Here is a 22,422-nt window from a genome sequence, read left to right as displayed (position 1 = left end):
CCCGGCTCCCTCGGCTAGCCTGAGTGACATATGAACCGTTTGACGACCTCACAGGGCACTTTCGAGCTCGCCCGCTTCCCCGAGCACCCGCGCGACCCCTTCCGTGCGTGGGACGCCGCCGACGAATACCTGCTCCGGCAGCTGACGGACCCCGAGACGGGCTCGGTCGACCTCTCGGGGACGGTCGCGGTCGTGGGGGACAGGTGGGGGGCGCTCGCCACCGCGCTGGCCGCACACCGGCCCGTCCAGATCAGCGACTCCTATCTGGCCCGGCGCGCGACCCTCGCCAACCTCGCCCGTAACGGTCTCGACCAGGACGCGGTCCGGCTGCTGTCCTCGCGCGACACCCCGCCGGACCGGATCGACGTACTCATCGTCCGGGTGCCCAAGTCCCTGGCGTTCCTGGAGGACCAGCTCCACCGGATCGCCCCCGCCGTCCACCCCGGCACCGTGATCATCGGCACCGGCATGGTCAAGGAGATCCACACCTCCACGCTCAAGCTCTTCGAGCGGATCATCGGCCCGACCCGCACCTCCCTGGCGGTGCGCAAGGCGCGGCTCATCTTCTGCACCCCGGACCCCGCTCTGCCGCGTACGCCGAGCCCGTGGCCGTACCGCTACGAGCTGCCCGCCGACGTGGGCCCGGTAGCGGGCCTGACCGCCGTCAACCACGCGGGGATCTTCTGCGCGGAGCGCCTCGACATCGGCACCCGCTTCTTCCTGAAGCACCTGCCCACCCGGGGCGGGGCGGTCCGGGTCGTCGACCTGGGATGCGGCAACGGTGTCCTCGGGCTCTCCGCCGCCATCGCCAACCCCGACGCGCACGTCACCTTCGTCGACGAGTCCTACGGGGCGGTCGCCTCCGCCGAGGAGACCTTCCGGGCCGGTGCGCCCGACGGCGCGAAGGCCGACTTCCTGGTCGGCGACGGTCTCGGCGACCTCGACCCGGGAAGCGTGGACCTGGTGCTGAACAACCCGCCCTTCCACTCGCACACGGCGACCACCGACGCGACGGCCCGCACGATGTTCGCCGGGGCCCGGACCGCCCTGCGCCAGGGTGGTGAGCTCTGGGTCGTGGGCAACCGGCACCTCTCGTACCACACCCACCTGCGCCGGATCTTCGGGAACTGCACCACGGTCGCGGGCGACCCGAAGTTCGTGGTGCTGCGCGCCGTCAAGCGCTGACCGCGAGGCACCGCACCGCACTGCGCCCGCGACCGGCCGCCGGTCCACGCCCTGCCCGCCCGCAGCCACACCCGCCTCGACGCGATGAGACTGCTCGACCGGCAGATGGCCGCGGCCCCCCAGAACGGCACGCTCACCCCCCAGGGCGCCTCGGCGGTCGAGGTCCACGGCTCCGAGGCCCGCCGGGACGCGTACGCCCGGCTGATGGAGATCGTCGGCTCCGGGGACGCGCTGAAGGAGGGGTAGGCCGGTGCGGTGCTCCACGGTGAACCGGAACGCGGATACCGGTGGGCCGTGACCCTCACCTTCGGCGGCGGCGACACGAGATCCAGCGGGAGATCAGCTCCTGGATCGGGCTGGGCACGCCGCGCGTGCGGCGGTGAGGGGACCGACCGCCGATCTGACCGGAACGGCCCGTCACAGAACGCGGTGGTCTGCCGTTCACTTCTCGGAAGCGGAACAACGGACGAGAGGTGCTCACAGTGCGGCGAACCTTGCGGTACCTGCTGCTCGCGGTCGGGGCCGGCCTCTCCGTCCTCGCGGCGACCGCCGCGCACGGCGCGGCCACCCTGCCGCTCGCGGTCGTCGTGTACGTCGACGCCGTCCTCGGTCTGTGCTGGCTCGTCGCCGTCACGCTGCTGCTTCGCGGCCGGGCCGCGAACTCCGGGGCGGACACGGACGGCGGCGATGCTCCGGGACCCCGCGACCATCGCGCCGTGCGGTACTCCACCGACAGTGAACCTCTCGCCCGTTCCTGCGGGGGAACCCGCCACCGCCACTGATCCGGCCAAAATCGTGGGCCGCCCCGCTCCGGTCGCCCAAGCTTTGCGACCATGGCCGGCGACCATCTCTGCCGAGGAGCGCAGCGTGCCCGACGTAAGCAGTCTTCCTGTGAGCTCGTCCGTCATGACTCATCCTGTACGCCTCGCCCAGGCCCAGGACCTCGCAGCCCGATTACGGCTCGACGGCCTCGCGCTCGACCCGGACCCCCAGGGCCCGCCCTCGGCGTTGCGCACCGCCCTGGTCGCCTGGTCGGCCGTGGCCCCGGGGGCCCGCCACCACCTCGTCGTCCAGGACGACGTCGACGCCCCGGTCGAGCTCCTGGAGATCGTCGCCCGGGCCGCCGCCCGGTTCCCCGACGAGGCACTGGTGTTCTACACCAACTGGCACGCACGCAACGGCGCCGCCGCCCGGCTGGCCGCTCTCGCGGGCGCCTCCTGGGTCCGGGCGGTGCCGGACGAGTTCACGCCGTCCCTGGGCGTCTGCCTTCCGGCCGAGACGGCCGCCGCCTTCCGGGAGGAGGCCCGCGAGAGTCCCGAACGCCATGACGACGAACAGCTCTCCGTCTTCTTCCGCGCACGCGGCCGGATGAGTCTGCTCGCCGTACCGAACATCGTCGAGCACGTAGGCACCAGCAGTATCAACGGCCACGCCGCGCAGGGCATCCGCCGTGCCGCCTGCCCCACCTCCGCCGCCGACGCCGCCTGCCTGCTGAGCCGGGGCCGCGTCCTGGAGGAGCCGGGCTGGATTCCGTACATGCGGTACGGAGAGGGCTACATCCGGCTCGTCGGGCAGGAGCACGGCCCCGACGGTGGCCGCGGCCACCACCGGTGGCGCGATGCCCTGCCCTCGACCGGGCTCACCGAGGGGGCGGTGCTCGCCGCACAGGAGGCGCACCTGCCGCCGGAGCTCGCGGCGGAGGTGGCCGGGGCCTTCGGCGGCGCGTTCGCGGAGGAGCTGTGGACACACTGCCTGCTGCTCGGCCGGCAGGCGGCCCACGCCTCCCGGCGCCTCGGCCCGGCGCCGGGAGAGATCCCCGGCGACGTCCTCGACCGGCTGCGGCGTTCCGCCGTCGCCACCGCCGGGATCGCCGGACTCCCGCCGGAACGCCGCCCGGAGGCGGGTCCGGACGAGGTCCGCACCATGGCCGTGTTCGCCTGGACCGCGATCCACGCGGGGGAGTCGCTCGGCTAGGGAGCGCCGGGCGGGGCGCCGTGCCAGGCGTCGTGGATCCGGTCAGGATCCGCCTGGCACCCCCTGAACCCGGTGGGTGATCCACACCCCCGGCTCCCAGTAGGCGGCCACGTCCCGCGCCCGGTCCACGTGGAGCGGGGCGAGCCCGCCGGGGAAGACGTACTCCCCGTCCTCCGGGAAGGCGAGCCCCGTCCAGCGCTCCCAGTCGGCGACCGTGCTCGTGATCCGCGAGGACCGCGCGGACGCCGCGGCGACCGTGCCGCCCGCGCCCACCTGGGTCCGGATCCAGGGGTCGAACGGGGTGCCGTCGTCCCGGGTCCACGCGGCGTACCGCTCGATCGGGACCAGCGGGTAGCGGTCCTTCCAGGTGGGCCGCACCGGCACCAGGACCGTCGGGAGCCCGGCGTTCCGCGCGGTCCGTGCCATCGCGTCGAGCAGCACCTTGGACAGGCCGCGGCCCCGGTGGTCCTCGGCGACCTCGATGCCGAGCGCGCAGAGCGCGCCCGGGGCGCGTCCCGCGTCGCGGTCCGTGAAGGCCCGCTCGATCGAGTCGTCGAGGCCCGGCCCCAGGTCGGCCGTGGTGCCGTCCCAGGTGCGGGGCAGCGAACGGCCGACCCCCGCGATCACGTCGCGCTCGTCGTCGTACAGGACGAACTGGAACTCCGGGAAGTCCTCGAACAACCGGTTCCAGTAGTCGCCGTTGATGTCTCCGTGCAGGTTGTACTCGGGCACCACACCCGCGAAACGCTCGGGGATGCGGTCCCACAGCTCGGGCCGCTCCGAATGACGTACCAGTGCCAGGGTCATCGGGTCTACTTTCCGGGCGGGGCAGCCCTCAGGCGGGGACTTCGACGTCCCAGACGACGACGATCGGCAGACCGTTCCAGGCGGCGCGGGCCGCGTCCGCGATGAACTCCTCGTAACCTCCGGGCGCCAGACGCCCGTTGAACAGGGGTTCCCGGCAGCCGAGCACCCGGAGCCCGGCCCGTTTGAACGCCTCCAGGTAGGCACCGGGCAGATGGACGTGGTTGCGTACGAACGCGAGCTCCTCGGAGTCACGGACGAAGAGGCACTGCCCCTGAAGGGCGATCACGAACGGATGAATGTCCGTGACCACGATCCGCCCGCCCGGCCGGACCACCCGCGCCAGCTCCGCCACGCCCGGGGCGAGGTCCGGAAGGTGCGTCATGGCCAGCGAGCAGACCGCGACGTCGACGGAGTCGTCCTCCAGCGGCAGCCGCTCCATACGCCCCACCCGGAAGTCGGCCTCCGGAGTGTGCTCGCGGGCCTTGGCCAGCATCTCCGGTGACTGGTCCACACCGATGACCCGGTGGCCGCGCGCGGCCAGCGCGCGGGTCTGCCTGCCGGTGCCGCAGGCGGCGTCGAGTGCCACCCCCGGCGCGAGCCCGTCGAGGATCGCGTGGACGGCCGGCTCCTCCACCTCGATGTAGGAGCTGGGCAGCGAGTCGTACACCGCTGACCAGGACGCGTAGCCCGCCGCCGCGTCGAGCTCGCTGACCAGGGCCCCGCCGTCCGGCAGCTTCTCCTCGTCCTCGTCCGTGAGGTCCGCCCGGGCGAAGCGGCGTATCTCCGCCACCCGCTCCTTCAGGAACGCCTCGTCCCCGTCGACCGCGTGGCGCAGCAGCGCGAGCCCCTCGATCCCCAATACCAGTTCCCTTACGCGGAATTCACCGCGGAATGCTCCGCTCATGCGAGCCCCTCACCGATCGGTGGACGGTCCTGTGTCCATATCGGATGCCGCACTACCCGGAAATAGGGACAGGAATTCCGGACCCACTCGCCGTGTCCGAAAAACGAGGATGAATGGCTGATTGAAGGCGCCGTTGTCGCCCGTCTGACCGCTGCCTAGCATGAGCGCCATGATAGAAGGCTATATCGGACGTGAAAGCGTCACGGTCGGGGACGCTTTATCGGTCCATGTCTCGACCGATGCCCCCCGATTCCGTCTCCGTTTCTACCGGCTCGGCCAGGAACTCGCACTCGTGGGGGAAACAGGGGAGTACCAGGGCGCCGAACACCCCCCGCCCGCCCATCCCGATGGGACGGCCGGCCGCGCTTCGCCCTCCGACGACTGGAACTGGCCGCCGCTCTCCCACGCCGTACCGGAGGGCTGGCAGCCGGGAGTCCATCTGGTCGAATTCGTCGAATGCGGCCCGGGGCGCGCCGCGCAGCCGCCTCTGCTCGACGCGGAGCACCTCGAAGGGCACGGGCGGGAGTTCTTCATCGTGCGCCCCCGCGTCGCCGGCGGCCACTCCCGCGTCCTCTACAAGAAGTCCACCTTCACGCGGCATGCCTACAACCGCTCCGACCGGCCCGGTTTGGAGCGCGCCGTCAGCCTCTACGACCACCCCGTCCACCGCGCCGGCGCCACCGACGGGCCCCGAGGCCACAAGGTCAGCTTCCACCGCCCCGGCGGCGTCATCGACCTCGCGTACTGGGACGCCCCGTTCATCGCATGGCTCGACCGCCATGAGTACCCCGTGGAGTTCTGCACCGACCTGGATCTGCACGAGAACCCCGAACTGCTCTCCTCGTACGACCTCCTCCTCAGCGTCGGGCACGACGAATACTGGAGCGCCGCGATGCGTGACCAGGCGGAACGATTCGTCCGCGACGGCGGAAACATCGCCTTTCTCAGCGCCAACACCTGCTGGTGGCGCGTGCATCCGACGGACGGCAACACGGCCTTCGTGTCCGACACCGACCACCATGTCGGTGAGGAGTACCCCCACCTCCCCGCGACCGACCAATGGTGGGCCCCGGCGCCCGACGGCGTCGGAATTCCGGAGAACGCCCTCACCGGTGTGAGTTTCCGCAACGGCGGAATGTGGCCCGCCACCGAGTGGCCCGGCGACCGCCCCCGGGTCGGATACACCGTGCAGCACGCCGACCACTGGATCTACGAAGGCACCGGCCTGCGCGACGGATCCGGCGGAGGCGAAGCGGACCGGCTGGGGGCCGGAACACCCCTCATCGGATATGAATGCGACGGCGCCGCGTTCTTCTACGACGCGGACGGAACAGCCCACGCCACCGGGGAGGACGGAACTCCGGAATCCTTCCTCATTCTGGGAATTCATGTCCTCGAACCGGTGCACGAGGATTTCCACCACTTCAAGTGGGGGCACTGGAACGCCGTCGTGCGGGAGAAGACCATCTCCAGCCCGCGCGCCGCCACCATGGGCATCTACACCGCGGGCGGCACCGTCTTCACCGCGGGCACCACGGACTGGCCCGTGGTCTGCGGACACGAACAGGATCCCGCCGTCGTCCGCGTCACCCGCAACCTCCTCGACCGACTGAGCCGTCGAAGTGACCGGACCCGCCCGTCGCGATGAGCTCCCGCAGGCCGAAGACCCGCGCCGCCCGCTCCGGCAGGGGCGGCGCGGTGCCCTGTACCGCCCGGTCCGGGCGGTACAGATGCACCGCCCGCATTCCCGCCGCCAGCGGACCGAGCACGTCGGGCGCCCACATGTCCCCGACGAACAGCACCCGCTCCGCCGGCAGCGCGCACCGGTCGAGCAGCGTCCGGTAGATCAGCGGATGCGGCTTGCGCGCGCCCGTGCGCGCGGAGCCCACCACCACGTCCACGGCCCCGGCGAGTCCGACCGCCGCGACGCACTCCTCCAGGTTCCAGAACCAGTTGGAGCACACCCCGACGAGCAGGCCCCGCGCCCGGAGCGCGGCGAGCACTCCGGGCACGTCCGCGTAGGGCTCGAGCCTGACCGCCTTCATCGCCCGGTCGAGCTCGGTGACCAGGCCGTCGAGCTCCGGCTCCGGTACGCCACAGGCCCGCGCACGGCGCCTCAGCCGGTCACGCTCCCACGTCACGTACGTGATCTCGTCGACCGAGTGCGCGGCGTGCTCCTCGCCCTCGCCGGGGCCCACCGACCACTGGTCTCCCCAGCGTTCACCCTGGTCGGCAAGGCCGCGGCGCGCGAAGATGCCGCGATGGTCGGGCGGCAGCGGCTGGACCATCCGTACGAGCGTCCCGTAGAAGTCGAAGACGACCGCTTCGATCCCGTCCGGCACCACCGTCACGGGGGCCCCTAGAACCGGCCGTACCGGCGGGGGAAGTAGTCCTGCAGATCGCCGTCCCGTTCGATGTCGACGGTCGCGCAGTGCAGCCCGCCGCCGAACGGCCCGACCGCCCGGAAGGGCACCGGCACGATCTCGAAGCCGTACGAGGACAACTGCTCGGCCAGACGCACCTCGTTCTCCTCGACACACAGCGTGTTCTCGTCGAGGTTCAGCATGTTCCCGGCGAGCCAGGGGCTGCAGAACGACAGCTTCGGCGGATGGTCCCAGCTGGCCGGCTGGACGGCCTCGACGATCTCCCAGTCGTTGAGCTTGAAGAACTCCATCAGCTCGGCGTCCGCGAGCCGCTCACCGCAGTGCAGCACCAGCCCGGGCCGCAGCGGCACCCAGGTCGCGTCGATGTGCAGCGGATGGGTGTTGGTCGAGGTCACCGCGTGCACCCGATGGTCGGGGAAGTGGCGGCGCAGCCAGTCGTAGCCGCTCCTGTTGGTGACGAACGACAGCTGTACGAAGAGGTCCTTGCCGAAACGCGCCACGTCGGCGGCGTCGAAGAGCGGCTCGGCCTCGGTGAGCACCAGGTCGTAGTCGCGGACCCGCGCCAGCTGCTCCGCCGTCGGGAGGTCGTTGTACGTGTCCCAGAACCCGGTGTTGTACGAGGCGTCCGTGAGCCGCGGTTTGGGCGCCGCCTCCCAGCGCATCCGCCGGTCGTGATCGAAGAGTTCCTGGAGCACCGGCCGGTAGCAGAGGTACTCGAACCAGCGGCTGCGGTAGGACATGGTCGCTTCGAGGACCTCGTTGCCGACCGTGAGCAGCAGGTCCCGGGGCGGCATGCAGCCGAACATCGACTCATGGGTCCACTCCGGCGTGGACACCTCTTGGGAGAAGTCGATCGGGGTGGGGCGATCCACGCGGATGCCGCGCCGCCGCAGCATGGCGGAGAAGTCGTCGAGCTGCTGCTCGGCCTCGGCGACCATGTCCGCCGGCATGGGCCCGTACGTCCCCAGCGGAAAGCCGTCGTCCGGGTAGGCGCGGCGCACCGCGTGCTCGGGGGCCTGCACCACCGTGCCCTCCGCACGGCCGACGATCACATGGCGCAGCGGGTCCCAGCCGTTCCACGAGTTGACCCGCACGGGGCGTTCGGGCGCGGCGGGGGCGGTCGTCCTCTGGTCGGTCACGTACAAGCCCTTCGATCGGGGTCGTGGAGTACCGCAGGGGCCAAACTGCGGGTGCGGAGCCATCACCGTCAAGAGCCCCTCCGCTACCCACCGTGCTGTTCACGTCAGCGTGGCCTGAGTGCGTCCGCCGCCCCTCCGGCCGCGGACGGCATCCGCGCAGCACAGCGGGTGCGTGCCGCACCGTTCGGAGGGACGCCCACCGTCGCCTTCCGGCCGAAACTCCGTGTCGCCGCTGAGTAGCGCGGTCAGCGGGGTAGTGAATGGACCGTTGCCCGAGCCCGGTACGCCCTTGACCCACCACGTCCGGAGGAATTCATGGCCCTGACCCGATCGCGCCGACCCGTCGCCCTGGGAGTCATGCTGCTTCTCGCGGCGGTGGGATGCGGCTCGGGTGGACAGGACACATCAGGTGAACGGGGCAACAGCAGGCTGACGGTGTGGCTGACGGTGGACGCACGCGAGAGCTGGCCGGAGCTGGTGGCCTCCGCCAACGCCCGGTTCACGAAGAAGCACCCCGGTGTGGAGGTCGATGTCCAGTACCAGCAGTGGACGACGAAGAACCAGAAGCTCGACGCCGTCCTCGCGGGCCGTAACGCGCCCGACGTGGTGGAGATGGGGAACAGCGAGACCACCAACTACATCGTCAACGACGCCTTCGCCACGGTCGACCCGAAGACCTTCGACCAGTCCGAGCAGTGGCTGCCGGCGCTCGCCGACGCCTGCCGGCTCGACGGCAGGACGTACTGCGTGCCGTACTACGTGGGGGCGCGCGTCGGTGTCTACCGCACCGACTACTTCGAGCGCACCGGCCTGGCCGCCGCCCCGCGCACGTACCCCGAGCTGATCGCCGCCCTCGACCGGCTCAAGAAGGAGTACGGCACCGAGGACCCCGCCTTCTCCGCCCTCTACATGCCCGGCCGCTACTGGTACGCCGCCATGGCCTTCGTCAAGGACGCCGGCGGCGAGATGGCGGTCGAGAAGGACGGCCGCTGGCACGGCGACCTCTCCTCACCGAAGTCCGTCGCCGGGCTCACCGCCTGGAAGAAGCTCCTGGACGACTACTACGTCGGCGACCGGGCGAAGGACAACGGCGACCAGCCGGCGGTCGTCGGACAGGGCAAGGTCGGCGTCTTCTACGGCAACACCTGGGAGGCCCAGGCCGCCGCCGACGCCCGCTCCGGCGGCGATCCGCGGCTCAAGGGCAAGTTCGCGACCTTCCCCTTCCCCGGCCCGTCCGGAGAACTGCTCCCGCCGTTCCTCGGCGGCTCCACCCTGGCCGTACCCGCCAAGTCGCGGAACCAGGACCTGGCCTCCGACTGGATCCGCCTCTTCACCGACCGGAAGTCGCAGCAGCGGCTCATCGACGCGAACACCCTCCCCAACAACACCGTCCAGCTCCGCGAAGTCGCCGCCGACGGCATCAACGGCGCGGCCGCCCAGGCCGCCGCCCGCGGCTGGGTCACGCCTCTCGCTCCCGGCTGGACCTCGGTGGAGAAGTCCAACATCCTGCCGGAGATGCTGGAACGCATCGCCACCGGAAAGGACTCCGTCCAGGACGCCGCCCGCGAGGCCGACCGCAGGATCGACGCCGTGATCAATGAGCGCTGATCCGGCCCGGCGCTCACCGCGCCCCGTCCTGCCCTACCTCCTGATCGCCCCCGCCCTGATCGCGCTCCTCGTCGTTCTCGCCTATCCGCTGGTCGACATGGTCACCCTGGCGTTCCAGGACATGACGCGCAAGGAGCTGTTCAGCGGCGAGACCCCGCCCTGGGCCGGGCTCGACCAGTTCCGCACGATCCTCGGCGACAGGTTCTTCTGGACCGTGACGGGCCGCACGGCCCTGTTCACCGTCGTCTGCGTGACCCTCACGATGGGCTGCGCTCTCCTCGTCGCCCTGCTGATGCGGCGGGCCGCGCCGTGGGCCCGGGCGGTCCTCGCCGGGGTGCTCGTCGCCGTGTGGGCGATGCCGGTGATGGTCGCGGCAGCCGTGTTCCGCTGGCTCTTCGACGCCGATTACGGCGTCGTGAACTGGTTCCTCTCGGCCCTGCCGGGAATCGACCTCGCACGGCACAACTGGTTCACCGACCCGTGGCAGGGGTTCGCCGTGATCACCGGGGTGGTCGTCTGGGGCGCGCTGCCCTTCGCCGCGATCAGTCTGCACGCGGCGCTCGCCCAGGTGCCGCCGGAGCTGGAGGAGTCCGCCGTCATCGACGGAGCCCGACCGTTCCAGGTCTTCCGCTACGTCACCTTCCCCGTGGTCAAACCGCTGTTCGTGATGGTCACCACCCTGATGGCCATCTGGGACTTCGGCGTCTTCAACCAGATCTGGCTGATGCGCGGTGGCCAGCCGGAGCGCGAGTACTACCTGCTCGGCGTGCACGCCTTCATCGAGTCCTTCGCCGTCAACCGCTACAGCGTCGGTGCCGCCATCGCCCTGGTCACCGTCGTCCTGATGCTCGCGGGCGCCGTGGTCTACCTGCGGCAGATGATGAAACTGGGAGAGACCGAGTGAGCCGGGGACGCAGGCACAGGAAGAACTCCCGGCACCGGCGCCGCTACGATCTCCTCACGCTCCTCGTGGCCGCTGTCATCGGCTTCCCCGTCTACTGGATGGTCCTCACCGCGTTCCGGCCGGCGAGCGAGATCCTCAGCCTTCCGCCCGCGTTCTGGCCGAGCAGCCCCACCCTCGCCAACTTCACCCGCGCGATGAGCACCGAGACCTTCTGGGCCAACGTCCGCTCCAGCGCCGTCATCGGGCTCGGCACCGTCCTCGTCTCCCTGGTGGTGGGCACCCTCGCGGCGTTCGCCCTCGCACGCTTCCGCTTCGCCGGCCGCAAGGCGTTCGTCGTCGTGATCCTCACCGTTCAGATGATCCCCCTGGCCGCCCTGGTGATCCCCGTCTACCTGCTGCTCAACGAGGCCGGGCTCACCGACAGCCTCGGCGGTGTGATCCTCGTCTACCTCGTCTTCACCCTGCCGTTCACCGTGTGGATGCTGCACGGCTTCATCGCCACGATCCCGGTGGAGCTCGAAGAGGCCGCGATGGTCGACGGCTGCGGCCGGCTCACCGCGTTCGTCCGCGTCGTCCTGCCGCTGCTCGCCCCCGGGCTCGTCGCCACCTCCGTGTTCGCGATGGTCCAGGCGTGGAACGAGTACGTCCTCGTCTACGTGCTGCTCTCCACCCCGGAGAAACAGACGCTCAGCATCTGGCTGGTCTCCTTCCAGACCAGCTTCGGCACCGACTACGGCGGACTGATGGCGGGTGCCACGCTCACCGCCCTGCCCGTCGTCGTGTTCTTTCTGGCCGTCCATCGCAAGATTGCCGCGGGGCTCGCCACCGGAGCGGTCAAGGGCTGACACGCCTGCCTGCCCGCACCGGAACGACATGTCGGCACAACCCTGTTCACCCGCAGAGGAGAACCCTGTGACGCACGACCGCCTCGACCTCGTCTCCAAGCTGTACCAGCCCACGGACTGGCCTCGGGTCCTTGAGGCCGCCACCGGCAAACCCTCCAGTGCCCCGCTCGTCGTGGACCTCGACCCGACCACGTTCTGCGACCTGGCCTGCCCCGAGTGCATCAGCGGAAAGCTCCTCAACCAGGGCCGGTTCACCCCCGAGCGGCTCGCCGCCCTCGCCGAGGAACTCGTCACCATGTCCGTCAGGGGCGTGGTCCTCATCGGCGGCGGCGAACCCCTGGCCCATCGCGGCACACGGAACGTCTTACGCATACTCGGCGAAGCGGGCCTGTCCATAGGGGTCGTCACCAACGGCACCATGATCCGGCAGAACCTCACCGAGCTCGCCCGGTACGCCACCTGGGTCCGCGTCTCCATGGACGCCGGCACCGCCGAGACGTACGGTCTGTTCCGGCCCGACCGCAAGGGCCGCAGCGTGTTCGACAAAGTGGTCGAGAACATGCGGCTGCTCGCCGCCGAGAAGACCGGGTCGCTGGGCTACTCCTTCCTGGTGATGTCTCGACGGGAACCCGACGGGCGGACCGTCACCAACCACCACGAGGTGCTGCGCGCCGCCGAACTCGCGCACGACATCGGCTGTGACTACTTCGAGACCAAGGCCATGTTCGACGACGACCACCACATCGTTCAGGTCCCCGAGGAGGTGGTGGAATCCGTCGACCGGCAGCTCGCCGAGGCCGCCCGCCTGGAGAGCGACACCTTCCAGCTCGTCAACTCCTCCACCCTCACCGCCCTGCGCAACCACGTGGGGCCTGTCCAGCCCAAGGAGTACGACCGCTGCAGGGTCTCCGAACTCCGCACCCTGGTCACCCCGTCCGGGGTGTACGTCTGCGCCTACCACCGGGGCAATCCGCTCGCCCGGATCGGCGACGCCGTCACCGACAACCTCGCCGACATCTGGCGGGACTCGGACCGGGGGATGATCGACCCGAGCCGGGACTGCCGGTTCCACTGCGCGCGCCACCGCTCCAACCTGGAGCTGGAGCGCATCGACCGGGGAGCCGGCGAGCTACCGCTCGCGGAGGACTACGACCCGTTCCTCTAAAGGCCTGTCGTCACCCTGCCGCCCGCCGGGCGACAGGGTGACGACACGCTTCGGGCGTGCGGCCCCGATCCGCCGGACGCCTACCGGCCCCTCTCGGCGGGCACCGGCTCCCCGACCGAGCCGGGGGCCGCCGACACGGGTATGACCCGGGCCCGCGGGTGGGAGACGCGCAGCGCCCGCGTGAGCCGCTCCGCCGTCTCCGCCACGGTGCCGGCCGCGCAGACGCCCACCAGCGCACCGCCCCCGCCCGCGCCGCTGAGCTTCAGCGGCAGACCGACGGCCCGCTGCGAGACAGCACGCACCTCCTCCAGCAGCGGTGTCGACATCCGCTGGTGGTCCCGCATGGCCTCGTGGGCGCGGACCATCGCGGCCCCGAGCGCCACCAGGTCCCGGTCGCGCAGCGCTTCCCACACACGCTCCGACGCCTCGTCCGCCACCGCCCGGTAGGCGGCGAGCGCGGGATCGCCGGCCGCGAGCTGCGCCCGTACGTCCCGGATGTGGTGCCGGGTGTCCTTGCGGGTGCCGGAGTCCACGACGACGACCCGCCACGCGTCCGGGAACGGCAGCCGCTCGCGCACGGCCGGGAGGCCACGCTCGCGGCCGTCGAGGAGGAGGGCACCGCCCTCGACGACGGCGAGATGGTCCATGCCGCCGCCGTGGAACACGGCGAACTCGAACTCGTACGCCCACTGGGCGATCGTGCGGTCACCGACGTGCCGACCGGTGAACGACCGGTCCGTGAATGCCCGGAACAGCGCCACGATCTGCGCCGTGGAGGACGACAGGCCGCTCGCCGCCGGAGCATCGCTGTGTACGGTGACGGCCGGCGGCCGCGGGGCGAGACCGGGCAGCCGCTCACGAAGGAACGCCCACACCTCCCCCGGCCAGCCGTCCGCCGCCCCGTCCTCCGGCGCCGGACCGGGGCCCGCCTCCACGGTCGTCATCAGGTCGAGCGCGAGGCTGACCGAGCGGCCTCCGCCGAGCCAGTCCAGGTCCTCGCCGGACAGGCAGGCCCGGCACGGCACCGTCGCTCGTATCGCGTGAATGGCGTTCACCGGGCCTGGAACCTTCCCTCCGTGCGGAAACTCTCGTACATGGACAGCACCACCGCTGTCGGCGGGTGCAGGGGCCGGGGCGGGGCGTCGAGCGGCTGGAACCGGGCCTGCCGCACCTCGTCGGCCCCGGGCGCCAGCGCACCCGACCAGCGTCGGGTGACGAAGCAGAGGGCGAAGCAGTGGGTCACGTCGCCGTTCGGATAGGTCAGGGTGTGCACGCGGGGATCGGAGAGCGACCCGAACGCCACTAGCTCCTCCCTCTCCACCCGCAGGCCGGTCTCCTCGGCGACCTCGCGCACGGCCGCGTCGGCGAAGTCACCGCCCTCCTCGCACGCGCCGGCCGGGAGCTCCCAGAGTCCGTTGTCCGTCCGCTGCTGGAACAGCCCCCGGCCTTCGGCGTCGAGCAGCAGCACCTGGGCGCCGGGCACCAGCAGGGTCCTCGAACCGACCTTCTGGCGCAACGACCAGATGTAGGAACCGATGTAACTCATCCTCGTACGCGTCCTCTTCGTCGTCCCGCGCGTCCCGCCCGCCGCGGGCCCCTCGGTGCGCAGCCTGTCACTCCTCACCGGCCGGGTCGGCGAGCCAGCCGGGCATGGCCTCCGGCGTGGCGAGCAGCCACCGCACATACCGGTCCACGCCCTCCCGGACCTCGATGCCCGCCTCCCAGCGCAGCAGTTCGCGGGACAGCTCGGTCGACGCGTAGCCGCCGAGCGGGTCGCCCTCCGGCCTCGGGGTGGTGATCTGCCGTGCGCCGGGGAAGTACGGGGCGATCAGGTCGGCGACCTCACGGACGGATGTGGGCCTGCCCGTACCCACGTTGACGGTCCGACCGGCCATCTGTTCCTCGATCAGGGCGAGCGCGGTCGCCTCGGCGACGTCGTCGACGTGGATGAGGTCGCGGACCTGGTTCCCCCCTCCGTTGAGCCGCATCGGCCGGCCGAGGCGCGCCTGGAGAGAGAGCCAGGGCACCATCCAGGAGTGGCTGCCCGGCTTGGGGATCTGGGGCTCGCCGTACACGGAGAAGTAGCGCACCACCGCGTGCTCGGTACCGCTGGAGCCGCCGAGCATCAGCCGCGTCTGGTGCTCGGCCCAGAGCTTCGCGTTGGCGTACACCGACACCGGGTGGAGCGGCTGATCCTCGTGAAACACCTGCGGCCCCTCGACGGAGGGCACACCGTCCCCGTACACGGAGGCCGAGGAGACCATCACCAGCCGGCGGACCGGGTGCCTGGCCACCTGCTCCAGGACGACCTGCGTTCCCTCCACATTGGCCCGGAAGGCGATGTCGGGGCGGCGGGTGCAGGCCGCCACATCCGCGTAGGCGGCCGCGTGGACCACGAAGTCGGCCTCACGCAGCAGCCGGCCCAGGGTGTCGGCGTCGCGCACGTCGCCGACGACGAGCCGGGCCCCACTGCGCGCCACCCCGAAGGTCTCGTGCCCGGACTCGGGGTAGGCGTCCATACGGTCCAGGACGGTGACGACCGCGCCCGCGCTGTGTAACAGCGCCGTCAGCCTGCTGCCGACGAGGCCGCCCCCACCGGTCACGACGACGCGGGCATCGCGGAGTTTGCCGAGCCGGGACCGGACGGTCTCGTCCACGGCATCGGTGGTGGTGGCGGTCGAACGGGGTGACGCGGGCATGAAAGCACCTTTCGGGTTTCGGGCATCGGGGGAGAGGTGTGCCGACCGGTCGGGGGTCCCGGCGGGCCAGGCAAGCATCCACGGGCACGTCACCCGTCTGCCAGAGGGCCATTTCGGCACTCTTGCGGGCCGCCGACACCCTCCGTACTGTCCGGATCCGGTTGCTGGGCAAGGGTTCCGACGGACGCCCGACGGGGGGCCGGCGGATCCGGATCGAGGGAGGACGTATGGCACGTCAACGACTCAGCGCGGTGGTCATGACACACCCCAGACGCCGTGCGGCAGCCGAGGAGCTGGCCCGGAGCGCACCTTCCGGATTACTGAGGGTCGTCATGGACCCCGACCCCACCGGCACCCCCTCCGTCCTGCGCACCGCGCTCACCGCGTGGTCGGCGATCGAGGAAGGGGCCACGCATCAACTGGTGGTACAGGACGACATGAGGTTGTCCGAATCCTTCTTCGAGCGGGTCCGGAGCGCGATCGAGGAGCATCCCGACGCGGCGCTCGCCCTGTTCGCCCTCTGGGACTCCCGCAACGGGGCGGCCGTGCGGTTCGGCACGCTGGCGGGCGCCCGCTGGGTCGGCGCCGTCAACGAGTACTTCCCGTGCGTGGCCATCGTACTGCCGCGCCCGGTCGCCGAAGGCTTCGTCACCTACGGCGGAGAACGGCTCGGCGGCTGGCCCGACGACATCCTGATGCACCGCTACCTGCGGAACGAGGGAGTACCACGCTATGTCGCCGCACCCAACCTCACGGAGCACGAGGACCGCGGTTCGATCTCCGGCAACGCCTTCCGCGGCCCGCGCCGCTCGGTCTGCTTCCTGCCGGGCGACCGCGCCGGAGAGGAAGGGCGGACCCTCGACGGCCTGACGGTGCTCCCGTTCTTCAAGTACGGTGCCGCACGCTGCGCGGTCCGGGTCCCGGGCCCGGGACCCGAACGCTGGCTGCACCTGGACGCGGAGCAGTACCTCCAAGGGGCGGGACTACCGGCCGCTCTCCTGCGCCCGCCGGGCCGCCAGCCGGTCGAGCCGGACGTCCGGGGCACCTGGCTCACGGCCCTCACCATGGGGTTCGAGGCGGCCCGCGCCGGACTGCCCGAGCCGTCCCCGACTTCCGAGGCGTACGCGGAGGCGGTCGCGACGATCGGCCCCGGCGGCATCAGCAACACCAGCACCGAGGAGCACATCGCGGAGCGCCGCGCACCGCTGGCCGAGGTGGCGCGACGTGCGCTCCTGGCCGGGCGCGAGGCCGCTTCCGAGCACCGCCCACGCGCCCGACGGCAGGGCGGCCCCGTCTGGCGCGGGGCGGCGACCCCGCTCGGTGAACACCTCGTACGCAGGCTGGCCGACCGGGGCGTGCGGGCCGACGCCGTGATCGACCTGACGCGACTCCACTCCGCCGAAGCCCGGGTGACCGTCCGTCCGCGGAACGACCCCGACCCGTACACGTTGGACGTCGGCGAGGTCTACGGTCCGGGCTGTTCGCACCGCACCCCGATCGGCCGCATGGTGTGGGACGCGTTGCGCAGCCGCCCCGTCACCGTCGAGGGCGACCCCGACGCCGAAGTCCACCCCGTCTACGTCCACGACCTCGCCGACGCGATCGAGGCCGTCCTGCGCACCCGACCGGCCCGGCGGAACCTGGTGGTCGCGCCCGAGAAGCCCTGCACGGCCCTGGAGCTGGCCGGGGCCGTGCACGACTCCGTGCGCCCCGTACCGGTACAGGAGGCGCCGGACGGCGCGGCGCGGTGGCGCATCCCGGCCGCCGCCCCCCGGGTCCCCGGCTGGACGCCCGGGACGGCGATGGGCCGGGGGCTGCACGCCTTCGCCCAGTGGCTCGCCTACGAGGGCATCCTGCTCGACCCGGCTGACGCCCTCTGACGGCCCCTCGCGCCGTCGGCGGACCGGCGGCGCGAGGGGGCGCGAAGGAGACCTCCGCGGCATCGTCCGTGAGCGGGAGCGCGAGGGCGGCTCCCGCTCACGGACGCCCGCGGCGGGTGGCGCCCGCTGAACGGATGCGTGAGAAGGCGGCGGACGAACGCTGGGCGTCAGCCGATCGCGGGTCCCGCGGTGTCCTTGAGCCAGCCCCACGGGGACCAGGTGGAGAAGCCGGTCTGCCAGCGGTGGTAGACCCCGGTGGGATTGGTCCCGAAGACCTCGATCCGGCCGTCGGCGTTGGCCACCGCGGTGATCTCCGTGCCACCGGTGCCGAAGGACTCCCACGGGCCGTAGGAGGCGTTCGCACCGGTCTGCCACATGTGCTGGGCCTCGCCGTCGTTGACGGCGAACACCTCGACCCGCCCGTCGGCGGTGCGCTGACTCGTCAGCTGCGCGTTCGCGAGGCCGCCGGTCTCCTGCCAGCCGGACCAGCTGGTGGGGCCGGTCTGGTAGCGGTGGAAGACGCCGACGGGCCCGGAGGCGAACACTTCGAGCCGGCCGTCCAGGTTGTGGTCGACGGTCACGTCATGACCACCGGTCCCGAAGTCCGCCCAGGAGGACCAGCCACCGTTCACGGATGTCTGGTAGAGATGCTGGAAGACCTCACCGTTGAGGGCGAACACCTCAAGCCGGCCGTCCGGCGCCTTGGCCAGCTCGATACGGCTCTGCCCCGGGCCGCCGCCGGTCCCCTCCCAGCCCGACCAGCCGCTGTTGGGGGCTGTCTGGAACCGGTGGAACACATCCTCGGGGCCGGAGGCGAAGACCTCCAGTCGCCCGTCGCCCTGGGAGCCCACGGCGATGTCACGGCCCCCCTCCCCGAAGTTCTCCCAGCCCGACCAGCCGCCGGAGGGCTGGTTCTGGTAGCGGTGCTGGAGGATCTGGCCGTTGATCGCGAACACCTCGAGCCGGCCGTCGGCGTTCGGCCCGATCGCCAGCTCCGCTCCCTTGGGCCCGGCGGTGAACTCCCACGCCGACCAGGCGCCGTTGACGCTCTCCTGCCAGGCATGGTGCACACCGTCGGCCCCGGCGGCGAAGACCTCGAGACGCCCGTCCGCCGACCGCGCCGACACCACACGACCCGTCTCCGCCGGATACACCAGGGGGGCGGGGCCAGGCCGGCTGCCGGGTATGCAGGGCATGGTGATGCCCCGTTCCGCCAGATAGGGAATCGGGTCGACACGCACGGACGCGCCCGCGTTCCCCCAGACCCGAAGGTGCAGGTGAGGCCCGCTGGACTGGCCCTCGCTGCCCATCAGGGCGATCCGCTGCCCGGCGCTCACCCGGTCGCCCACCTGGACGTCCCGCCGGTACATGTGGCCGTACTCGGTGATCGTGCCGTCGGGGTGCAGAACGCGGATCCACTGCCCGTAGCCGGGTTCGAATCCCGAGATGGTCACCTCGCCGGCGCCGACGGCGTGGATCGGGGTGCCGTAGTCGTTGGCGACGTCGATGCCGTTGTGCTCCCAGCTGTAGTGCTGCGAGATGTAGCCGGCGGCCGGGCAGGCGGCGGCGTAGCCGGAGGCCCGGGCCGGTACCGGGGAGGAAGCGGCCCCGGCCGGTGGGGCGACGGCGAGCCCCGGTGCCAGGATCACGGACAGCGCGAGGAGAAGCCCGAGCACCCGTCCGGGGAACCGCCCGGACAGGCCTCGGGGAAGGGTGGACATCACGCGGGACTCCCCGTCACGCCTTGCGCAGGCGGGCGATGACGCCGTTGATGTCGCGCTCCAGCAGATGCGGGCGGACCCCGTGGCCGCCTTCCACCTCATGCGGCTCGTAGGGGATGCCCGCCCGGTCCAGGTGCCACTTGAACTCCCGCTGGGTGGCGAGAACCGTGGTCTCGTTGGCGTACCCCTGGATGTCCTGGGGGCTGGTGCCGGCGACCAGGAAGACCCGCTTGTTGCGGTAGCTCTCCACGCGCTCGCACGGGTTGTCCGCGCTGACCCGGGCCTGGTCCCAGAAGGGCATGCCGTAGATGCTTCCGCCGCCCAGTTCCACGGCGGCGGAGGAGACGTTGGCCCAGTGGGTCACCAGATCGCCGTTGCCCCCGCGCAGGTTGGCCGGGCCGGAGTGGGCGCTGACCGAGGCGAAGTGTCCGTAGTACTTGGCCGCGTACTTCAGGGCGCCGAAGCCGCCCATGGAGAACCCGGAGACCGCGCGGCCGTCGTACTCCGCGTAGGTGCGGAAGTTGGCGTCGATCCACGGGATCAGCTGCTCGATGTGGAAGTGCTCCCAGTTCCGGGCCCCGACGTTGGTGCTCACCGGGTTGGAGTACCAACCGGCGCGCCCGCCGTCGGGCATCACGACGATGAGGTTCTTCCAGGCGGTCAGGCCCCGGATGTTGTGATGGGCGTCGAAGGTGATGAAGTCCTCCAGGCCCCCGTGGAGCAGGTAGAGAACGGGGTAACGGCGGCCGCTGGTGTGGTAGCCGTCGGGCAGCAGGACGTTGACGGCCGGGGTCCAGCCGCCGATGGCGGAGGTCTGGAACCGGTAGTACCACATCCGGTGATCCTGCTCGCCGCGTTCCGTGATGTGCAGGCCGAATCCGTCGCCGACCGCCAGGGCGGGCGACGCCGACGCGAGAACGCCGCCGGCTCCCAGGGCCGCCGCGGCGGTGAGCCCGCCGGCGGACTTGAGGATGCTTCTGCGGGTGGGATTCTGCGCGGTCAAGATGGCCTCCTGTGAGCGAGCCGGCTGGGGGCCCGGCTGCCGTCCCAGCGACACCGGCGGTTGGGAAGCTAGCCGCCCTCGCCCGTGAGGAGTATCCGGAACCTTACGGGCTGACAAGACCGGTTCGTGTCCCCTAGGGGTGTCCGGCCCGGGGATCGACCGCCCGCGAGGTTCGGGACCGAGGCATCAGACGGGTGGCATCAGGTCGCTGTCGCTGACGGTGTACGTCAGGAGGGGGTAGCTGAAGTCCGTTTCGTTGTTCTCACGGCGTCGCAGCCGGTAGAACTCTTTCCTCTGCTCGTCGTCGGCCGGCAGGAGGCGCGCACCGCGCGGGAGGTGTGCCTGCCCGTCGCGATACCGGACGAAGGTCTTCGACGTTCGAAACGTCACGCCCAGCCAGGGGTTGTCGGCCGTCCGGGACGCGTTCTCCAGCACGATCTTGTGCCTGAGCCGCCTGTTCGAGTCGACGGAGAACACGACGACACCGTGGTGGGTCAGAGGGAGCTCGAACTTCTCGTCACCGGAGTCCTTCGACGCGAAGATCAGCTTCCTCGGCGGGGCCGCTCCGGGGTGCTGATAGCAGGAGAGAACGGCGATGAAGGACTCGTCGGCCAGATCGAGGGCCTGGTCGGAATGGCTGCCCATTTTCGTGTAGGCGCTCGTGTAGCTCTCGATGAGAGCGTTGTTGAAGCCGGCCGGAAGCGCCGCGTGTTCTTGGATGTGTCGCGCCAGCCGTTCGTGCACGGCCCGGAAGCGTTGCGCCGGGCTCGTGTACCGCGTGGTCGTGCGTACGAGCGGTACACCACCCGCCTCGTCCGGCCTGGTGAGCACGGCGCCTCGTCGGCCCTTTCCCACCTCCTCCAGAGGCGTCGACGTGGACAGCTCCGCGAACAGATTCGCCTCGGTGGGCAGGGTGAACGTGAGTATCTCGTCCGAGATCCTAGATGCGGGGGGCAACGTAGTCTCCCGTGTTCATGCTGAAGCGAAAGTCGTCGCCGTAGTCGATGAACGACGACGTCCTGTTCTCCTCGGCGTACAGCTTGCGCAGATCGTCCATGCCGTCCGCTGTGGGGGGTTCCAGCCTCACCAGGTCTCCGGCCCTGTCGAGGAACGTGTGACCGTTCCTGTGCACGGCTTCGGTGCTCGAACAGCGCACCACATACCCCAGGCGGGTCGGGAGCATCGCGGCGTCCAGTGTCGAGGGCCGGATCTCGTGCGTGTAGAGGCGGTTGGTGGACAGCGGCATGAAGAGCACGGAGCCGGGATAGAGGGTCACGTCGAACCGGGAGGGGAGGAGGGCCCCGTGGAGCTCTCCGGCCGAATCCTTGAGACGGAAACGCAGTGCGGTCAGCCCGCTGGTGCCTTTCACGCCGAGGTCGAAGGCGTCATCGGGCAGGGGGCGCAGATGGTCGAGCCGGTCATAGAAAGTACAGAAGGCCATGACGCCGTTGACGGGCATGTCCTTGGTCTTGTCGGCATGGGCCGAGATCTTGGCCTTGGACTGCTTGCGCCCGGCCGTGGCAAGGGTGTTGTGGTAGATCTGGGCCAGGACGTGATTCAGCGGCGCCTGGCCTCGGAAGACGGTGGCCGCCTCGCGGTTCAGGGCCTCGACGACGCGCGTGTCGGTCGTGCGGAAGTTCTCGGTCGGCCCCGAGAGGTTCGTGGAGCACCGGAGCAGGCGGAAACGCAGTGCGTCACCGTTCCGTGTGACGGGCGTCAGATAGATTCCGCTGCGGTGCGCTGTGCCGGGCTTGGTGGACTCCGTCAGGGACTGGAACGTGTGCTCCGCGCGGATGCGGGCGAAGTGGTCGGCGTCGCGTTCGAAGAAGCGGCGGTAGTACACGCCGGCACCGTGTACGCGGATGGGGACGCGGCCGAGGCCGATGAGGGCCCAGCGCTCGTCGATCCCCTCGTGGTAGCCGTGTGACAGCTCCCGGACGACGAACACCCTTGCGGCGGAGCGCAGTCGGCTGCTGATCGCGGATATGTCACCGCACAGATAGACGGTCCTGTGGGTGACGTCGGACGAGCCCGAAGCGAGATCATCAGGGGTGATGACGGAACCGAAGAAGTCCTTGATCGCGTCGGTGCCCTGCGACATCGAGGGGGCGACCAAGATGTTGCTCGTCTCCTCGATGCGGGCTTCCGTCAGCTCTGTGGTGTCCATCAACCGGTACCTGCCCTTTCCGCGGCACTTGATGGTC

20 protein-coding genes and 1 pseudogene are annotated in these 22,422 nt (G+C 70.9%); 10 read left to right on the top strand and 11 right to left on the bottom strand.

Annotated features, from left to right (window positions below; genetic code table 11):
- The first annotated feature begins 30 nt into the window (after positions 1-30).
- The 4 genes and pseudogenes from PSQ21_RS00580 (at position 31) to PSQ21_RS00565 (ending at position 3,159) form a co-directional block, all read left to right on the top strand.
- Positions 31-1,185, top strand: coding sequence for a methyltransferase (locus PSQ21_RS00580; RefSeq protein ID WP_274028350.1), 1,155 nt, complete (start codon positions 31-33; stop codon positions 1,183-1,185).
- 30 nt (positions 1,186-1,215) lie between these two features.
- Positions 1,216-1,568: pseudogene (locus PSQ21_RS00575) on the top strand (acyl-CoA dehydrogenase family protein); the annotation flags it as partial.
- A gap of 99 nt (positions 1,569-1,667) precedes the next feature.
- Complete coding sequence (locus PSQ21_RS00570; RefSeq protein ID WP_274028348.1) at positions 1,668-1,967, top strand: hypothetical protein; 300 nt, start codon at positions 1,668-1,670, stop codon at positions 1,965-1,967.
- A 124-nt stretch (positions 1,968-2,091) separates the two neighbouring features.
- Complete coding sequence (locus PSQ21_RS00565; RefSeq protein WP_274028347.1) at positions 2,092-3,159, top strand: hypothetical protein; 1,068 nt, start codon at positions 2,092-2,094, stop codon at positions 3,157-3,159.
- A gap of 42 nt (positions 3,160-3,201) precedes the next feature.
- Here PSQ21_RS00565 and PSQ21_RS00560 read toward each other — a convergent pair whose 3' ends face one another.
- Both PSQ21_RS00560 and PSQ21_RS00555 read right to left on the bottom strand, forming a co-directional pair.
- Complete coding sequence (locus tag PSQ21_RS00560; protein ID WP_274028346.1) at positions 3,202-3,966, bottom strand: GNAT family N-acetyltransferase; 765 nt, start codon at positions 3,964-3,966, stop codon at positions 3,202-3,204.
- Positions 3,967-3,994: 28 nt separating this feature from the next.
- The gene (locus PSQ21_RS00555) at positions 3,995-4,870 is read right to left on the bottom strand and encodes a class I SAM-dependent methyltransferase (RefSeq protein ID WP_274028345.1); all 876 of its coding nucleotides are present in this window, start codon (positions 4,868-4,870) and stop codon (positions 3,995-3,997) included.
- Positions 4,871-5,039: 169 nt separating this feature from the next.
- Between PSQ21_RS00555 and PSQ21_RS00550 the strand changes: the two genes are divergently transcribed.
- Entirely contained in the window at positions 5,040-6,518 is a 1,479-nt protein-coding gene (locus PSQ21_RS00550) for a N,N-dimethylformamidase beta subunit family domain-containing protein (protein WP_274028344.1), read from the top strand.
- On the opposite strand, the gene PSQ21_RS00545 is transcribed toward PSQ21_RS00550, so the two are convergent.
- Both PSQ21_RS00545 and PSQ21_RS00540 read right to left on the bottom strand, forming a co-directional pair.
- Complete coding sequence (locus PSQ21_RS00545) at positions 6,457-7,221, bottom strand: HAD family hydrolase (protein WP_274028343.1); 765 nt, start codon at positions 7,219-7,221, stop codon at positions 6,457-6,459. The two genes, PSQ21_RS00550 and PSQ21_RS00545, sit on opposite strands and share 62 nt — an antisense overlap.
- 8 nt (positions 7,222-7,229) lie before the next feature.
- Positions 7,230-8,393: a serine/threonine protein kinase gene (locus PSQ21_RS00540; protein WP_274028342.1), complete on the bottom strand. Its 1,164-nt coding sequence runs from the start codon at positions 8,391-8,393 to the stop codon at positions 7,230-7,232.
- 315 nt (positions 8,394-8,708) lie between these two features.
- Between PSQ21_RS00540 and PSQ21_RS00535 the strand changes: the two genes are divergently transcribed.
- The 4 genes from PSQ21_RS00535 to PSQ21_RS00520 all read left to right on the top strand — a co-directional run bounded on the left by PSQ21_RS00535 (position 8,709) and on the right by PSQ21_RS00520 (position 12,915).
- On the top strand, positions 8,709-10,001 hold the full coding sequence (locus PSQ21_RS00535; protein ID WP_274028340.1) for an extracellular solute-binding protein: 1,293 nt from the start codon (positions 8,709-8,711) through the stop codon (positions 9,999-10,001).
- Positions 9,991-10,905 (top strand): carbohydrate ABC transporter permease, encoded by a 915-nt coding sequence (locus PSQ21_RS00530; protein WP_274028339.1) that lies wholly within the window; start codon positions 9,991-9,993, stop codon positions 10,903-10,905. Before PSQ21_RS00535 ends, PSQ21_RS00530 begins: the two co-directional genes overlap by 11 nt.
- Before the next feature lie 65 nt (positions 10,906-10,970).
- Positions 10,971-11,750, top strand: a complete 780-nt coding sequence (locus tag PSQ21_RS00525) for a carbohydrate ABC transporter permease (protein ID WP_274028338.1) — start codon at positions 10,971-10,973, stop codon at positions 11,748-11,750.
- A 67-nt stretch (positions 11,751-11,817) separates the two neighbouring features.
- Entirely contained in the window at positions 11,818-12,915 is a 1,098-nt protein-coding gene (locus tag PSQ21_RS00520) for a radical SAM protein (protein ID WP_274028336.1), read from the top strand.
- Positions 12,916-12,995: 80 nt separating this feature from the next.
- On the opposite strand, the gene PSQ21_RS00515 is transcribed toward PSQ21_RS00520, so the two are convergent.
- From PSQ21_RS00515 to PSQ21_RS00505, 3 genes are all read right to left on the bottom strand, one after another.
- Positions 12,996-13,970: a mevalonate kinase family protein gene (locus PSQ21_RS00515; protein WP_274028335.1), complete on the bottom strand. Its 975-nt coding sequence runs from the start codon at positions 13,968-13,970 to the stop codon at positions 12,996-12,998.
- Positions 13,967-14,461 carry an NUDIX domain-containing protein gene (locus PSQ21_RS00510; protein ID WP_274028333.1) on the bottom strand — a complete coding sequence of 165 codons (495 nt, stop codon included), beginning with the start codon at positions 14,459-14,461 and terminating at the stop codon, positions 13,967-13,969. The genes PSQ21_RS00515 and PSQ21_RS00510 overlap by 4 nt, the downstream gene beginning before the upstream one ends.
- A 67-nt stretch (positions 14,462-14,528) precedes the next feature.
- Complete coding sequence (locus PSQ21_RS00505; RefSeq protein WP_274028332.1) at positions 14,529-15,614, bottom strand: NAD-dependent epimerase/dehydratase family protein; 1,086 nt, start codon at positions 15,612-15,614, stop codon at positions 14,529-14,531.
- A gap of 227 nt (positions 15,615-15,841) precedes the next feature.
- On the opposite strand from PSQ21_RS00505, the gene PSQ21_RS00500 reads away from it, so the two are divergent.
- A complete protein-coding gene (locus tag PSQ21_RS00500; protein WP_274028331.1) occupies positions 15,842-17,494 on the top strand; it encodes a hypothetical protein in 1,653 nt (550 codons plus the stop codon).
- A 167-nt stretch (positions 17,495-17,661) separates the two neighbouring features.
- On the opposite strand, the gene PSQ21_RS00495 is transcribed toward PSQ21_RS00500, so the two are convergent.
- From PSQ21_RS00495 to PSQ21_RS00480, 4 genes are all read right to left on the bottom strand, one after another.
- Positions 17,662-19,215, bottom strand: a complete 1,554-nt coding sequence (locus tag PSQ21_RS00495; RefSeq protein ID WP_274028330.1) for a peptidoglycan DD-metalloendopeptidase family protein — start codon at positions 19,213-19,215, stop codon at positions 17,662-17,664.
- Between the two features lie 16 nt (positions 19,216-19,231).
- A complete protein-coding gene (locus PSQ21_RS00490) occupies positions 19,232-20,221 on the bottom strand; it encodes an alpha/beta hydrolase (RefSeq protein ID WP_443334414.1) in 990 nt (329 codons plus the stop codon).
- A gap of 183 nt (positions 20,222-20,404) precedes the next feature.
- The gene (locus PSQ21_RS00485; protein ID WP_274028326.1) at positions 20,405-21,175 is read right to left on the bottom strand and encodes a hypothetical protein; all 771 of its coding nucleotides are present in this window, start codon (positions 21,173-21,175) and stop codon (positions 20,405-20,407) included.
- Positions 21,159-22,385, bottom strand: coding sequence for a hypothetical protein (locus PSQ21_RS00480; RefSeq protein ID WP_274028324.1), 1,227 nt, complete (start codon positions 22,383-22,385; stop codon positions 21,159-21,161). Before PSQ21_RS00480 ends, PSQ21_RS00485 begins: the two co-directional genes overlap by 17 nt.
- Between the last annotated feature and the right edge of the window lie 37 nt (positions 22,386-22,422).

Origin of the sequence: Streptomyces sp. MMBL 11-1 (assembly GCF_028622875.1) — a bacterium.
Lineage (GTDB): Bacteria > Actinomycetota > Actinomycetes > Streptomycetales > Streptomycetaceae > Streptomyces.
The sequence above is the reverse complement of the archived record's forward strand: the minus strand, read 5'-3'. Positions and strand labels throughout refer to the sequence as shown.